The following is a 15,247-nucleotide window of genomic DNA, read 5'->3' as shown; positions in this document are numbered from 1 at the left end:
AGGTGTGCGTGCACTCAGAAACTCTGGCCCAGGGAGAACTGGAATATCTGTGTATCTGCATTTTCAGGGGTGCGAATCGGATAGGCCAGATTGACGCTCAATGGGCCCAACGGGCTGTACCAGGTCACGCCGACACCTACCGAGCTGGCCAGTTGACCCAGCCCGATAGTGCCGCATCCCTGGGTGGTGCTGACGTAGCATTTATCCGCGTAGACGCTGCCCACGTCCCAGAACACGGAAGTGCGCAAGGATTTGGTGTCTTTGACGAAGGGTATGGGGAACAGGTATTCCATGCCGCCCGTGATCAGGACGTTGCCGCCCAGCGCATCGCGGTCACGGTCGGTGTAGTACGCCTGCCCCTGGCGGGAATAGGCTCCGGTCGCGGGCGTGTTGCGGGGCCCTAGCGTACCGCTTTTGAAGCCGCGCACTGAGCCTTCGCCGCCGGCGGTGTAGTTTTCATAGAAGGGCAGGCCATCGGTGGAACCGTAGCCACTGGCGTAGCCGAGCTTGGTATGCAGGCGCAGGGCGGTGTCAGTGCTCAGCGGCACGAACGTCTGGCCGGTATAGTCGAGCTTGTAGAAGCTGAGGTCGCTGCCGGGCACTGTCACCGTCATGTTCAGGCTCTGCGAGTGCCCGCGTGTGGCGAGGATGCCTTTGTTCAGGGTCGATTCCGACCAGCCAAGTTCAGCCTTGAAGTTGGTGAACGCCTTGCCCTCTCGGCCAATGAACTCATAGATTTCATCGGCGCTGTAGGTGCCCGGCTCGATACTGTCACGTTGTGCCGTAAGGCCGAAACTCAAACGTGAAGTTTCGCTGATCGGGTAGCCGATTTTCGCGCCCAGGCCAAAACTGTTGAGCGCGTAATAGGAGCGTCCGTTGTCGTAGTAATTGTTGTAATCGGTCTTGCTGTAAAAACCGTTGTAACCCAGGCTGACCCCGTCCTTGGTGAAGTACGGATCTGTAAAGCCCAGGTTGTATTTGCTCTGGTAGGTGGAGCGGGTCAAGCCCAGGCTGGCGTAATTCCCGCTGCCGAGAAAGTTGCGCTGGCTGATCGACCCGCTCAGGATCAGCCCGGCGCTCTGGGCGAACCCGACACTGGCGGTGATGGAACCGGACGATTGCTCCTCCACGCTGTAGTTCACATCCAGCTGGTCATCGGTGCCCGGCACTGGCGGCGTCTCGACATTGACCTCCTTGAAGAAGCCCAGGCGCTCAAGACGTACCTTGGACTGGTCGATGAGGAAAGTGGATGCCCATCCTCCTTCCATCTGGCGCATTTCGCGGCGCAGCACCTGATCCTGGGTCTTGGTATTGCCGCGAAAATTGATGCGATTCACGTAGGCACGCTTGCCGGGGTCGATGGCAAACACCAGGCTCACCGTGTGATCGTCCTCGTGCACCTGGGGTACGCCATTGACGTTGGCGAATGTGTAGCCGTCATTGCCGAGGCGGCGTGTGATCAGCTCAACCGTTGTGGTCATCAGTTGTCGTGAAAATACCTGGCCCCTGCGCACCAGCAGCAGTGACTGTACCTGGTCTTCCGGGATTTTCAGGTCACCGCTGAGTGTGACGTCGCGCACCCGGTAGCGGCGGCCCTCCTGAATGTTGACGGTAATGTAGACGTGCTTTTTGTCTGGCGTGAGGGAGACCTGCGTCGAGCTGATATCCATGTTGATATAGCCACGGTCCAGATAGTAGGAGCGAAGCCGTTCAAGGTCGCCGGAGAGCTTCTCGCGGGCGTATTTGTCATCGTTCCTGAAGAACGACAGCCAGTTGCTGGTTTTCAGGGTGAATTGATCGGCGAGCTCTTCGTCGCTGAATACCGTGTTGCCGACCACGTTGATATGGCTGATGGCGGCGACGGCGCCTTCATCTATCGTGACTTTGAGCTCGACCCGGTTGCGTGGCAGGGTGATTACCTGGGCATCGACCGAAGCCGAGTAGCGGCCCTGGGCAACGTACTGGCGCGCCAGCTCGTTGCGCAGGCCTTCGAGGGTGGCACGCTGGAAAATCTCGCCTTCGCCCAGCCCGGCCTGTTTCATGCCTTTCAACAGATCGTCGGTTGCGATGGCTTTGTTACCTTCAATCGTGATGCTGGAAACCTTCGGGCGCTCCACCACATTGATGATCAGCACATCGTTTTCCCGTGCCAGCTGGATGTCCTGAAACAATCCGGTCTTGAACAGCGCGCGGGTGGCCTGCGCCAGTTGGCGGGCGTCCGCTTCCTCACCTATGTTTAGTGGCAGTGCACCGAAAACGCTGCCAGCCGAGACCCTTTGCAGGCCGTTGATACGGATATCCGCAATCGTCAGGGTTTGGGCCTGTAGCAATGAAATATCAAGCAATAGCGCAACCGTGCAGAGCAAGCGCGAAGAAATCATCAAAATCTTTCCAGAACACATCGACGCGGCAGCATAAGAGCGCGGTGGGTATGGTGCGGTTAACCCAGTGTCAAGTTAGGTAAAGGTTGGAATGACGTCATGACGCTGGTCAGCGAAAACCGATAATGTGCGCACCCTGACCGGGGAGCTGGCGATGATTTCAGTACTGTTGGTTGATGACGATGAAGACCTCACCGAAATGCTCAGGCAGTACCTGGCGCGTGAAGGTTTCGACGCGACCGCCGTGCCTACCGGCGAGGAGGGTGAGGAGCAGGCGCTGTCGGGCCGCTATAGCATCGTGGTGCTGGACGTGATGTTGCCGCAGGTGTCCGGGATAGAGGTGCTGCGGCGTATCCGCGCCGTCAGCCAGGTGCCGATCGTGCTGCTCACCGCCCGTGGCGACAATATCGACCGTATTGCCGGCCTTGAGCTGGGCGCGGACGACTACGTGCCCAAGCCCAGCTCTCCCGGAGAGCTGGTGGCGCGTCTGCGTGCCATCATGCGGCGGGTGCAGCCGGCGGATCGTCCGACGGCAGACGTCATCCGCACCGGTGAGCTGGTGTTGTGGCCGGCCAAGCGCGAAGCCCGGTGGCGTGGTCGTGAGCTGGGGGTGACCAGCACCGAGTTCAGCCTGCTGGAGGAACTGGCCAAATGCGCAGGTCAGGTGGTGAACAAGACCGATTTGTCGCTCAATGCCCTGGGGGCGCCGCTCAAACGCTATGACCGGCGTATCGACGTGCACATCAGCAGCATTCGCCAGAAGCTGGGGCCGCGCAGCGACGGCAAGGCATGGATCCAGAGCGTACGCGGTCTTGGCTATCAGTTGATTGCCGAATGATGAAACCCAGCCGGCTGTTCTGGAAGCTGTTCCTGGCGTTCTGGCTGGCGACGAGCCTGACCTTTTTTGCCGGGGTCGGGGTGCATGAGGTGGAAACGTTCGAGCCGGACGACCCCAATTTGAAAGTTATCCTGGCCAGCGAGGCCGCGCTGCTGCGCCAGTTCGGCGTTGAGTCTGGAGCCGAGCTGCTGGCGACCTGGCGACGTCCGCCCGATCAGGCAATCGGCGTGTATGACAATGCCGGGCAACTGCTGGCCGGCTCCGCAGTGCTGTCGCCGGCCTATGAGCAGACGGTGATCAGCAAGGAAGGTCTCATTCTGTCGCTGCGCTCCACCCACCCGATCAGCTATGAGCACGGCGGCCCCGGCCTGCAGGTGCCGCTGATCATCGGTACCTTGATGAGCGCACTGTTCAGCGGGTTTCTGGCCTACTACCTGGCGTGGCCCCTGGCCAGTTTGCGTCGTGCGATGGGCGAGGTGGCCCAGGGGCGTTTCGATGTTCGCGTCAAACCGATGATGGGCAAGCGTCGCGACGAAATCGCCGACCTGGCTGGCGAATGCGACCGCATGGCCAACCAGCTCAAGTTGCTGGTGCAAGCCCAGCACAGATTGCTTCACGATATTTCCCATGAGCTGCGTTCACCGCTGACGCGCATGCGCGCGGCCATTGGGCTGTTGCGTCAGGACAGCGAGCGTGTGGACATGCTTGAGCGCATCGAGCGCGAGTCCGAGCGCATGGATGCCTTGATCGAAGCGTTGCTGACGCTGGCGCGCCTGCAAGGGCGGCCCGAGAGCATCGAGCGCGAACCGTTCGACATCAGCGAATTACTGGCGATGATCGTTGAGGATGCGCAATTCGAGGCGGACATCAAAGGCTGTCAGGTACAGTTGCAGGGCGGGCCACCTTTTATCGCCTGCGTGAATGGCGAGCTGATGTACCGCTGTTTCGAGAACGTGATACGCAACGCCGTGCGCTATACCCGGCCGAATACTACGGTGCAGGTATCTACCCGGCTCAGTGACGATGGGGCGTATCTGTGGGTACGCATCACTGATCAGGGGCCGGGGGTTGACGAGACCCGGCTGCAGAGCATCTTTCAGCCGTTCGAACGCGGCGGTGGCGACACCAGCGTCGGCTTTGGCCTGGGTTTTGCGATTGCCCACAGTGCCCTGGAAATGCACCAGGGCAGTATCGTGGCGCGCAATGAGCAGGAGGGCGGATTGACCGTGGAAATCAGTTTGCCGAGGGCGCGGTCTTTACGCGAAATTACACTCGCTTGACGGCTCTGAACCTGCCACCTCTTTAGACTCTGCGCTCGGCAAAGCCATTGATTGAGTAGAGGCAGCGATGTTTCAGGTGCATAAAAAGGGGTTTGTTTCAGGGCGGAAAATGATCGACGGGCTGCTGCCTTATGACTTCTTCTGCGAAGACAATCCGACGATCAATCTATTCGTGTTTACCGGTGCGGCCGGTCAAGGCGAAGCCATCGAAGCGCCGACACTGTGGGGGTTCACCCGCCTGGAGCGGTTTGAGGCGATGGCCAATGCGCTGTTGGCCAGCAAACGCGACGATGGCTGGTTTCAAAGTGTCAACGTGCTCACCGGCCCTGTCCAGAACGGCACCCTGGGGGTGAAATTCCAGCGCGTGCGCAAAATCATCAAGCATACCGGCCCGGCAGTGCCTTCGGCGCGCAAAGTGGATTACGAAATTCATACCGACGACGGCGACATCTACTTTACCCGGCAACCCCTGTCGGCCGACCTTGCGCAAACCGTCATTTATGCTGCGTGAGCACGATCAATGACCACTTTCCCAACCGCCATGCACCGCCTTGCGAATAGCCTCAAGCAGCATGGCAAACGCCGGATTGTCATTGTGTTCGCGCCAGATCAGGTGCAGTTCGCTCTGCACACCTTCGCCAAGATCGATTTCGCGAAAGACCACGTTCTTGAACACCACACTGCTGGCACAACGGGGCACCAGGGCCAGGCCCATGCCGGCGTTGACCAGCGCCAGAATGGTCAGGGAAGAACCCAGCCATTGCACGTATTCCGGCGCCACGCGGGCTGAGCGCAGCATGCCCGTAAGCAGCTCGTTGAATGGCGGATAGGCCGAGTGGGCGTACATGAGGAAGGGCTGCGCATCCAGGTCCTGCACCGAGACGTGCTCGGCCTGGGCCAGTGGATGCCTGCAATGCACAGCCAGCACGAAGGGTTCGCGCACCAGGCATTCGGTGGCGTAGCCGGGCTCGAGCAGGGGCGCGCGCACGATACCCAGGTCAATGCGGCGCGCGCGCAGGGCTTCGTGCTGTTGATAGGTGTTCATCTCGGCCAGATCAATGCGCACATGGGGCTGCTTGAGCCGCGCTTCGGCGATGACCTTGGGCAGAAACTCATACACCGCGCTGCCCACGAAACTGATGTTCACCGTGCCGATATCCCCTTCGGCAAAGCGCCGTGCGGTCACGGCAGCTTGCTGGGCGCGCTCGAGCAGGTTCTGCGCCTCGACGAAAAAAGCCCGGCCTGCGGCGGTGAGCGTCACGCTGCGGGTAGTTCGGGTGAACAGTTCCACTCCGAGGTGATGCTCCAGCAACTGGATCTGCCGGCTCAGCGGCGGCTGGGTCATGTTCAACCGCTCCGCAGCACGCCGGAAATTGAGTTCGGTAGCCACCGTGGTAAAACAGCGCAACTGAGTCAGTTCGAACATTGATCTAATCCAGGTATCAATCGAATGCCAAGTTAGATTAGACGGGATCAATACCCAGCGTCCATCATCCCGACGTCCCTAAAAAAATAAATCAACGGGAGTCGCCCTTGAATACCGTCCAGAGTTCGCCCGACCCAACTGTGCTCGCCCGTGCGGCGGCCAAGGTCAAGCGCCATGTCCTGCCGCTGTTTGTGGTGATGTTCATCGTCAACTACATCGACCGGGTCAATATCGGCTTTGTGCGCAGCCATCTGGAAACCGATCTGGGCATTGGCGCCGCGGCCTATGGCCTGGGCGCGGGTTTGTTCTTCATCGGCTACGCGCTGTTCGAAGTACCGTCCAATCTGCTGTTGCAGCGCTACGGGGCCCGTGCCTGGCTGACGCGCATCATGTTCACCTGGGGCGCGGCCGCCATGGCCATGGCCTTTGTGCAGGGCGAGACCAGTTTCTATGTGCTGCGCTTTGTCCTCGGCGCCGCCGAAGCCGGGTTTTTCCCGGGCATCATTTATTACTTTACTCAGTGGTTGCCGGCCAGCGAGCGCGGCAAGGCCATGGCGATTTTCCTCAGCGGTTCGGCCATCGCCTCGGTGATTTCCGGTCCGGTGTCAGGCGCGCTGCTGAGTGTGAGCGGCCTGAGCCTGCATGGCTGGCAGTGGATGTTTCTTATTGAAGGTTTTGCCTCCATCGTGCTCTGCGGGTTTGTGTGGTTCTGGCTGCAATCCCATCCCCATCAGGCCACGTGGCTCAGCGACGAAGAAAAGCAGGCGCTGGTCGGCGCCATTGCGCTTGAGCAACTGGCGCGTGAGGCGGCGCAGGTCAGCCGGCCGTCGATGTTCAAATTGCTGGCCGATAAACAGATCGCGTTGTTCTGCTTTATCTACTTCTCGATTGCCCTGACCATTTACGGCGCGACCTTCTGGCTGCCGAGCATGATCAAACAGATGGGCAGCCTCGGCGACTTTCAGGTCGGCCTGTTCAACTCGATTCCGTGGTTGATTTCCATCATCGCCATGTACGGCTTTGCTGCTCTGGCCAGCAAGTGGAAACACCAGCAGGCCTGGGTATCGCTGATGCTGGTGATCGCCGCGTTCGGCATGTTCATGTCCACCACCGGCGGGCCGGTGTTTGCATTTGTCGCCATCTGTTTTGCCGCGATTGGTTTCAAGGCGGCCTCGGCGTTGTTCTGGCCGATTCCCCAGGGCTACCTGGATGCGCGCATCGCTGCGGCGGTGATCGCGTTGATCAACTCGGTCGGCAACCTGGGCGGATTCGTCGCGCCGACCACCTTTGGCTTTCTCGAGCAGACCACCGGCTCCATCCAGGGCGGGCTGTATGGCCTGGCGGCAACCTCGCTGATAGCGGCAGTGGTGGTGTTTTTTGCCCGCACTGCGCCACGCAGCGGCGTACCCGCCAGCACGGCACCCGTCGAACCGGTCGTCAGCCAACCTCGCGATTCTCATCACACCTTGCGTTCAGGCCAACAGGGAGCTATCTCTTGAAAATCATCCGTGTCAGCGTCACCCCGATTGCCTTCCGCGATCCACCACTGCTGAACGCCAGCGGTATTCATGAACCCTTCGCGTTGCGCTCGATCATCGAAATCGAGAGCGACACCGGCTATATCGGGCTGGGTGAGAGCTATGGCGATGCACCGGCGCTGGCGATTCAGCAGCAGGTCGCGCCACAGCTCATCGGCCTTGATCCGTTCCAGCTCAACCAGCTGCGCGCCATCGTGCAGACCACCGTGGCCGCGCAAAAGACCACCAGCCTGCCCGGCGCCGAACTGGCGCCGGGCTCCCATGCCAGCAAGGCGGTGAGCAATGCCTACTCGGCCTTTGAGGTGGCCTTCCTCGACGTGCAGGCCCACGCGCTGAATGTGCCGCTGGTTGACTTGCTCGGCGGGGCGATCCGCGACCGCATCCCCTTCAGCGCCTACCTGTTTTTCAAATACGCCCAGCACATCGATTCGCCCTACAAGCCAGACAACTGGGGCGAGGCGCTGAGCGCGCCACAGATCGTCGCCCAGGCGCGGCGAATGATTGAAAGCCATGGGTTCAAAAGCATCAAGCTCAAGGCCGGCGCCCTGGATCCCGAACACGAAGTGGCCTGCATTAAAGCCCTGAAGGAGGCGTTCCCGGGGGTTCCGCTGCGCATCGACCCGAATGGCAACTGGTCCCTGGCAACCTCGGTGCGTATGGCACAACTGCTCGGCGATGACCTGCAATATTACGAAGACCCGACGCCAGGCCTGGACGGCATGGCCGAGCTGCACGCCCGCACCGGACTGCCCCTGGCCACCAATATGGTGGTCACCGACTTCGACGAATTTCGCCGCAGCGTAGCGCAAGACAGCGTGCAGATCGTGCTGGCCGACCACCACTATTGGGGTGGGCTGCGCGACACCCAGGTGCTGGCCAAAATGTGTGACACCTTTGGCCTGGGCGTGTCGATGCACTCCAACTCGCACCTGGGCATCAGCCTGATGGCCATGGCCCATGTTGCCGCTGCAGTGCCCAATCTCGATTACGCCTGCGACACCCATTACCCGTGGCAGGAACCGGACGAGGAGGTGATCAAGGGTGGCAAGGTGCCGATTGTCGACGGCTGCGTGACAATCACCCGCGCACCTGGGCTGGGGCTCGAACTGGACCACGATCAACTGGGCAAGCTCCATGACCAGTACTTGAGTTGCGGCATTCGCCAGCGCGACGACGTGAAACAGATGCAGCGCTATCAGCCTGAGTGGACAAGCGTGAAACCACGGTTTTAAAAGGGTCGCTTGCTTTGCCCGGTCGCACCGTTACGGTGCCGCCGGGCTTTTTTTTGCGCGCCTGTGCGCAGAATCCCGGGTGTTGGGTATCGCGATGCAACGAATAGGCGCCGTTGCCCCTCCTATGTTTACGAATAACCTTTCACGAGACAGGTAGTGGGCTTATGACGGCGGCAGACAAGGATCATGTGAACTGGCTGGTAGAACAATCGATGCTGCATGCGGCGCGCCAGCGCGCCCGGCTGTATTCGGGGCAGGGCCGGTTGTGGCAGCAGCCTTACGCGCAGACGCGGCCGCGTGATGCTTCCGCCTTGTCGTCGGTGTGGTTCACCGCGTACCCGGCCTCGATCGTCACCCGCGAAGACGGCACCGTGCTGGAAGCTCTGGGCGATGAAGCGCTGTGGCATGCGCTGTCGAAAATCGGCATCCAGGGCATTCACAACGGCCCGCTGAAAAAGTCCGGTGGTTTGTCCGGTACCCGCCATACGCCGACTATCGATGGCAACTTCGACCGCATCAGCTTCGACATCGACCCGCAGCTGGGCACCGAGGCGCAGTTACAGGCGCTGACGCGTATGGCCGCCGCGCACAACGCAGTGATCATCGACGACGTGATCCCGTCGCACACCGGCAAGGGCGCGGATTTTCGCCTGGCCGAGATGGCCTACGAGGATTATCCGGGGCTCTACCACATGGTGGAAATCCGCGAAGAAGACTGGCCCCTGCTGCCCGATGTCGCCGAAGGGCGTGATGCGCAAAACCTCAGCCCGCTGCAGGTGGATGCCCTGCGCGACAAGCACTACATCGTTGGCCAACTGCAACGGGTGATCTTCTTCGAGCCCGGTGTGAAGGAAACCGACTGGAGCGCCACGCCGGTAGTATTGGGCGTCGACGGCAAACCCCGGCGCTGGGTGTACCTGCATTACTTCAAGGAAGGCCAGCCGTCGCTCAACTGGCTTGACCCATCATTCGCCGCGCAGCAGATGATCATCGGCGACGCCCTGCACGCGATCGACGTGATGGGCGCGAAGATCCTGCGCCTGGATGCCAACGGCTTCCTCGGTGTCGAGCGCAAGCTGGACGGCACCGCCTGGTCGGAAAGCCATCCGCTGTCGATCACCGGCAACCAGTTGCTCGGCGGCGCGATTCGCAAGGCCGGCGGCTTCAGCTTCCAGGAATTGAACCTCACCGTGGATGACATCGCGTCGATGTCCCACGGCGGGGCGGACCTCTCCTACGACTTCATCACCCGGCCGGCCTACCAGCACGCCTTGCTGATGGGCGATGCGCAATTCCTGCGCCTGATGCTGCGCCAGATGCACAGCCTGGGCATCGACCCGGGCTCGCTGATTCACGCGCTGCAAAACCACGATGAACTGACCCTGGAACTGGTGCACTTCTGGACCCTGCACGCCCACGACAGCTTCCTGTATCAGGGCCAGACCTTTCCCGGCAACATCCTGCGCGAGCACATCCGCGAGCAGATGTATGAGCGCCTGACCGGCGAGCATGCGCCGTACAACCTCAAGTTCGTTACCAATGGGGTGTCGTGCACCACGGCCAGCATCATCACGGCGGCGCTGGGCATCCGCGACCTGGACGCCATCACGCCGGCCGATGTCCAGCAGATCCGCCAAATCCACTTGCTGCTGGTGATGTACAACGCCATGCAGCCCGGGGTGTTTGCGTTGTCCGGCTGGGACCTGGTGGGCGCGCTGCCGTTGGCCGCCGATGAGGTGGACCACCTGATGCAGGACGGCGACACCCGCTGGATCCATCGTGGCGCCTACGACCTGGTGGACCTGAACCCAGAGGCCGAGCTGTCGGCCGGGCAGATGCCGCGCTCCAAATCCCTGTACGGCAGTTTGAACAGCCAGTTGCAGGACCCGGAGTCGTTCGCCTCCCAACTGCAAAAAATCCTCGGCGTGCGCCGCGCCTATGATATTGCCGCGAGCCGCCAGATCCTGGTGCCGGACGTCGAACACCCGGGCTTGCTGGTGATGGTCCACGAACTGCCGGCCGGCAAGGGCACGCAGATCACCGCGCTGAACTTCGGCGCCACGCCGATCACGGAAACCCTGCACCTGCCCAATATTGCGCCGGGGCCGGTGGTGGACATCATCAATGAGCGGGTCGAGGGTGACTTGACCGCCGAGGGTGAGTTCACCATCACGCTGGATGCCTATGAAGGGCTGGCGTTGCGGGTGGTGAGCAGCACACCGATGCTGTGATGAGGTTGCCTGGGGGGCCGGTGGCACCTCAGGCATTCAGCGATGCATACCACGGTGCATAGGGCGTGTTGCCGACCTTGTGCCGGTTGAAGTCCGGCGCTCCGTCATCCCACCACACCGGGCCGCGTTCGCCGAGCGCGACCTTGGCCTCGTGAACCGTGGCCCTCGCGGCCTTCAGCTCATGGGGATCGCCCGAGGCATTGGCGGCCTTCACCGCGCGCCGCGCGGCCATCAATTGGTTGACCAGCTGTTGCCTGACGTCGTCAGGCAGCGACGGGTTGCTGCACCGCCACAACGTGCCCTTGACCACAAAGTAGCGACCGTCCGGTGTGCTCGGATACACCTATGCGCTCACTTCAGGCCGATGCGTTTACGCATCTGAGCCGTGATGGTTTGCCGGATTCCAGGCAGATCGGCCCACGGGTCGGCGTCCAGCTCGCCCAGGCGCTCATGCAGATTACGCACGGTCCATTGGTTGGCGCCCTTGAGGTCTTTCAACTCGTCCTTGAAGATCGGCACCGACACCGGCAAGCCCTCGCGGCTGCGCGCTGCATAGGCGCAGATGGTGGTGGCGCCCAGGCCATTGCGCAGGTAGTCGATGAAAATCCGCCCCACCCGGTTTTTTGGCCCGGAAACCGCCGAGAACCGGTCCGGCAGCAGGTTGGCGATATGTTTGACCACCGCGTGGCTGAAGCTTTTGACCGCGTCCCAGTCCGCCTTCGGGGTCAGCGGCACGACGATATGAATACCCTTGCCGCCGCTGGTCTTGAGAAAGGATTTGAGCCCCAGTTCGTCCAGTACCGTCAAGGTCAGTTGGGTGGCCTCGATCATGCTTTTCCAGGGCAGCGCCGGGTCCGGGTCCAGGTCGAGAATGAAGCGGTCGGGTTTTTGCAGGTTTTTGGACACTGCATTCCAGGTATGCAGCTCGATGGTGTTCATCTGCACCGCGCCGACCAGTGCCTCGATGTTGTTGATCAGCATCACCGGGTGACCGGTCTCTTGCTTGCCGATGATCTCGATGCCGGGAATCGCCAGGTGTTCTGCGTTTTTCTGAAAAAACAACTCGCCACCGATGCCATCCGGCGCACGCACAAGGGCGACAGGCCGGTTGCGCAACTGCGGCAGGATCCAGTCGCTGACGCCGATGTAATAGTCCGCCAGGTCACGCTTGGTCGCGCCGCTGCCGGAGTCGATCACGCGTTGAGGATGGGTGAGCCTGAGCGTGGTCGAGCCGTTTTTGTCGGATGCAGTCTTGGTCATCGCCTTGGTCTTCCTGGCGGTTTTAGGTTTGACGGCAAGGGCAGGGCGCTCTTCGCTAATCGACTTGGCGGGTTTGTCGTTGCGCAGCCCGTGAAACACCGCCTGCCTGACGAAGCCGTCCTGGGTGATTTCGGCGAACGCCACTTCCGCGAGCAGCGCGGGCTTGAGCCAGTGCACGCCCTTGGCCTCGAACCCCGTTGGCGGGTTGACCACCGCAGGTTTCTTGACCTCAAGCGGGGTCAGTTGCGCGAAGATCGTCGCCAGTGTGGCCTGGTTGAAGCCGGTACCGACCTTGCCCGCGTACCGCAGTTCGCCGCTGTCGTCATCATGCAACCCCAGCAACAGCGCGCCGAACTTGCTGCGCGAGCCCTTGGGTTCGGTATAACCGACGATGACGAACTCCTGGCGCCGCTTGCATTTGAGTTTGATCCAGTCGCCGCTGCGCCGTGACTGGTACGCGCTGCCCACGCGTTTGCCGATCAGACCTTCCATGTGCATGTCGCAGGCGCTGTTGAGCAGTGCCTCGGGCGTTTCAGCGAAGTCCGCCGAATACTTGAGCAGATCGCCTTCGCTGCGTTCCAGCACCTTGGCCAGGGCGCCTCGGCGTTGCTCCACCGGCACCTCACGCAGGTCCATGCCGTTGAGAAAGGGCAGGTCGAAAAGGTAGTAAACGATGTTGCCGCTGCGCGCCTGCTCGAACGCATTTTGCAAGGCCTGGAAATCCGGCACGCCGTGTTCGTTGGCAACCACCACTTCGCCATCCAGCCAGGCAGATGTGAGGCCCAGGCTGGCAATCGCCTCGGCCTGGCGCGGCAGCTTATGCGTCCAGTCGTTGCCGTTGCGCGTGAATAACTGCACCTTGGCGTCTTCCACCCGGGCCAGGATGCGGTAGCCGTCGAACTTGATTTCATAGCGCCAATCACCCTCGGGTGGGGAATCCACCAGCGTGGCCAGCTCAGGCTTAAGGCTTTGCGGCAGCGCCGCCGGCCGGGCATTCTCCAGCTTTTTTGCGCGTGTGGGCCTGGCGCGCTTGGCGGGGGCCTGGTCGACGGGTTTGGCCTGCGCCGCCTTGCGCTTTTTCTGCACGATGGTGCGCTCGCTCAGCACACTGTGTGGCTCGGCTTCGACCACGTCGTAATCGCTGTCGGCGCGGGCGAATTCGTCCTGATGCTTGATCAGAAACCATTGCTCCTGCTTGCCCGGCATATGCGTCTTGACCAGGTTCCACACGCCCCCCAGCTTTTCGCCCTGCAGCTCGAATTTGAGGCGGCCTTTGGCGTAGGCTTGCACCGGATCCGACAGCGGTTTCCAGATGCCGCGGTCCCACACGATGACGTCGCCAGCACCGTAATGGCCCTCGGGGATGCTGCCTTCAAAGGTCGCATAGTCCAGCGGGTGGTCTTCGACGTGCACGGCCAGGCGCTTGTTTTTCGGGTCCAGAGAAGGCCCCTTGGGCACGGCCCAGCTTTTGAGGGTGCCGTCGAGTTCGAGGCGAAAATCGTAGTGCAGGCGGCTGGCGTCATGCTTTTGAATGCAGAACTGCAGGGCGTTCGGCTCTGTGCGTGTCCTGCCCCTGGACGTGCCGCCTGCGGGTTCCGAGGTCGCATCGAAATCACGTTTGTGGTGGTACTCCTCCAGGGCTTTGTTCGCCTGCGGCTTTTTCTTAGCGCGCGTTTTGCGCGACGACAGCTCGATCCAGGTGGGCGCATGATCGCTGGCGTGTTCCTCGCCGCGCACCCAGGCATCCACACCGGCGTTTTTGAGATGCGGGGCGAGTACCGGGTTGAGCAGGAGATGGTCGATACGCAGGCCGGAATTCTTCTGCCAGTGTTGCCGGAAGTAATCCCAGAACGTATAGACCCGCTCCTCGGGATACAGGTGACGCACCGAGTCGATCCAGCCCTGGTCCAGCAACCGTTGATAGCACTCGCGACTCTCCGGCTGCAGCAGGGCATCCTTGAGCCATGAACGGGTGCTGTAAATATCGGCGTCGGTGGGCACCACATTGAAGTCCCCGGCCAGCACCACCGGGTGTTCGCCCGATTGCAACGTGCGGGCATGCTTGATCAGGTGCTCGAACCACTTGAGCTTGTACTCGAACTTGGGCCCCGGTTGCGGGTTGCCGTTGGGCAGGTAGAGGCAACCGACCACCACGCCATGCACGGCGGCTTCGAGGTAGCGCGACTGCGAGTCGTCTTCCGCGCCGGGCAAGCCTTTGTGGATCAACAGGGGTTCGGAGTCGCGGGCAAGAATCGCCACGCCATTCCACGCGGCCTGCCCATGGTGCAGACAACCATAGCCTGCCGCCTCAAGCTCGGCAGCGGGGAAGGCTTTGTCCTGAGCCTTGAGTTCCTGCAGGCAGACAATGTCCGGCCGCTCTTTCTCTAGCCACTGCAACAGGTTGGGCAACCGCGCGCCGATGCCGTTGACGTTGAATGTGGCGATCCTGAGGTTCTGCATAGCCTCGATCCTTCAATGTTTTCGGTGCTTTCTCATCCGAGTGCTGAAGAACGGAGCGAGTTCTAAATTTGTTGCCGGGCGCGGCACCTGCATCCCGGTTGAACTGCCAGCGGCTTGGACTGCCGAAACACAGACCACCCAGAGGACACCGCGATGACTGAAGAAAAGAAGAAGCAACCGGAACAGGAACAGCAGACCCCCGCGCATTCAACCGAACAAGAGCGTGAGCGTTTGAAGGACTTCAACAAGGACGGCATTCCGCCAGGGGCCTGCTGACCTGTGCGTGTGCTATCAGTGTTTATCTGAAGGTATTGATATCGATACCCTCGGTGGCCAACGCCCGTTGCACGGCAGGCCTTTCGATAATTGACTGAATACGTTGAGTCCAGTGGGGGAAATGCAGGCTCATGTCTATATCGATCCACTTCCCCCACATCCAGAAAACCAGCAGCACTGGATGAACAATGTTGTAAGCCGCGCCGTCAGCGCGCGCAGCAAGGCGCTGCTCGATAAACCGGTAGCTCTCCATCACGAGTGCCTCTTGTGGCGAGCGGGCTTGCCCCGCGTTGGGGTGCGAAGCGCCCCCCATCGAGCAAAACGC

The 15,247-nt window shown here is 61.2% G+C and carries 12 protein-coding genes; 7 read left to right on the top strand and 5 right to left on the bottom strand.

The features are described 5' to 3' along the window. Nucleotides 1–14 precede the first annotated feature (14 nt). Nucleotides 15–2,381 (bottom strand): outer membrane protein assembly factor BamA, encoded by a 2,367-nt coding sequence (gene bamA / locus JOE32_RS05595; RefSeq protein ID WP_209982145.1) that lies wholly within the window; start codon nt 2,379–2,381, stop codon nt 15–17. A 154-nt stretch (nt 2,382–2,535) separates the two neighbouring features. Between bamA and JOE32_RS05590 the strand changes: the two genes are divergently transcribed. From JOE32_RS05590 to JOE32_RS05580, 3 genes are all read left to right on the top strand, one after another. Beyond that, on the top strand, nt 2,536–3,219 hold the full coding sequence (locus tag JOE32_RS05590; RefSeq protein WP_209982143.1) for a response regulator transcription factor: 684 nt from the start codon (nt 2,536–2,538) through the stop codon (nt 3,217–3,219). Further along, the gene (locus tag JOE32_RS05585; protein ID WP_209982141.1) at nt 3,216–4,499 is read left to right on the top strand and encodes an ATP-binding protein; all 1,284 of its coding nucleotides are present in this window, start codon (nt 3,216–3,218) and stop codon (nt 4,497–4,499) included. Before JOE32_RS05590 ends, JOE32_RS05585 begins: the two co-directional genes overlap by 4 nt. A 67-nt stretch (nt 4,500–4,566) precedes the next feature. After that, a complete protein-coding gene (locus JOE32_RS05580) occupies nt 4,567–5,010 on the top strand; it encodes a hypothetical protein (RefSeq protein WP_209982139.1) in 444 nt (147 codons plus the stop codon). A gap of 6 nt (nt 5,011–5,016) precedes the next feature. Here JOE32_RS05580 and JOE32_RS05575 read toward each other — a convergent pair whose 3' ends face one another. Further along, nucleotides 5,017–5,925 carry a LysR family transcriptional regulator gene (locus JOE32_RS05575; RefSeq protein ID WP_003230182.1) on the bottom strand — a complete coding sequence of 303 codons (909 nt, stop codon included), beginning with the start codon at nt 5,923–5,925 and terminating at the stop codon, nt 5,017–5,019. A gap of 107 nt (nt 5,926–6,032) precedes the next feature. On the opposite strand from JOE32_RS05575, the gene JOE32_RS05570 reads away from it, so the two are divergent. The 3 genes from JOE32_RS05570 to treS all read left to right on the top strand — a co-directional run bounded on the left by JOE32_RS05570 (nt 6,033) and on the right by treS (nt 10,926). After that, on the top strand, nt 6,033–7,424 hold the full coding sequence (locus tag JOE32_RS05570; protein WP_209982137.1) for an MFS transporter: 1,392 nt from the start codon (nt 6,033–6,035) through the stop codon (nt 7,422–7,424). Then, nucleotides 7,421–8,695: a glucarate dehydratase family protein gene (locus JOE32_RS05565; RefSeq protein WP_209982135.1), complete on the top strand. Its 1,275-nt coding sequence runs from the start codon at nt 7,421–7,423 to the stop codon at nt 8,693–8,695. The genes JOE32_RS05570 and JOE32_RS05565 overlap by 4 nt, the downstream gene beginning before the upstream one ends. Nucleotides 8,696–8,859: 164 nt before the next feature. Continuing rightward, complete coding sequence (gene treS, locus JOE32_RS05560) at nt 8,860–10,926, top strand: maltose alpha-D-glucosyltransferase (RefSeq protein WP_209982133.1); 2,067 nt, start codon at nt 8,860–8,862, stop codon at nt 10,924–10,926. A gap of 28 nt (nt 10,927–10,954) precedes the next feature. Here treS and JOE32_RS05555 read toward each other — a convergent pair whose 3' ends face one another. Together JOE32_RS05555 and ligD are read right to left on the bottom strand one after the other, a co-directional pair. After that, nucleotides 10,955–11,269 (bottom strand): hypothetical protein, encoded by a 315-nt coding sequence (locus JOE32_RS05555; protein WP_209982131.1) that lies wholly within the window; start codon nt 11,267–11,269, stop codon nt 10,955–10,957. A gap of 8 nt (nt 11,270–11,277) precedes the next feature. Then, the gene (gene ligD, locus JOE32_RS05550; protein WP_209982128.1) at nt 11,278–14,646 is read right to left on the bottom strand and encodes a DNA ligase D; all 3,369 of its coding nucleotides are present in this window, start codon (nt 14,644–14,646) and stop codon (nt 11,278–11,280) included. 153 nt (nt 14,647–14,799) lie between these two features. Between ligD and JOE32_RS25095 the strand changes: the two genes are divergently transcribed. Continuing rightward, on the top strand, nt 14,800–14,922 hold the full coding sequence (locus tag JOE32_RS25095) for a hypothetical protein (RefSeq protein WP_003230191.1): 123 nt from the start codon (nt 14,800–14,802) through the stop codon (nt 14,920–14,922). A gap of 22 nt (nt 14,923–14,944) precedes the next feature. Here JOE32_RS25095 and JOE32_RS05545 read toward each other — a convergent pair whose 3' ends face one another. Further along, nucleotides 14,945–15,178 carry a hypothetical protein gene (locus tag JOE32_RS05545; RefSeq protein ID WP_245228977.1) on the bottom strand — a complete coding sequence of 78 codons (234 nt, stop codon included), beginning with the start codon at nt 15,176–15,178 and terminating at the stop codon, nt 14,945–14,947. Between the last annotated feature and the right edge of the window lie 69 nt (nt 15,179–15,247).

Source organism: Pseudomonas sp. PvP025 (assembly GCF_017832155.1).
In the GTDB taxonomy this organism is placed as follows: domain Bacteria; phylum Pseudomonadota; class Gammaproteobacteria; order Pseudomonadales; family Pseudomonadaceae; genus Aquipseudomonas.
This window is presented reverse-complemented; position numbering and strand designations above follow the sequence as displayed.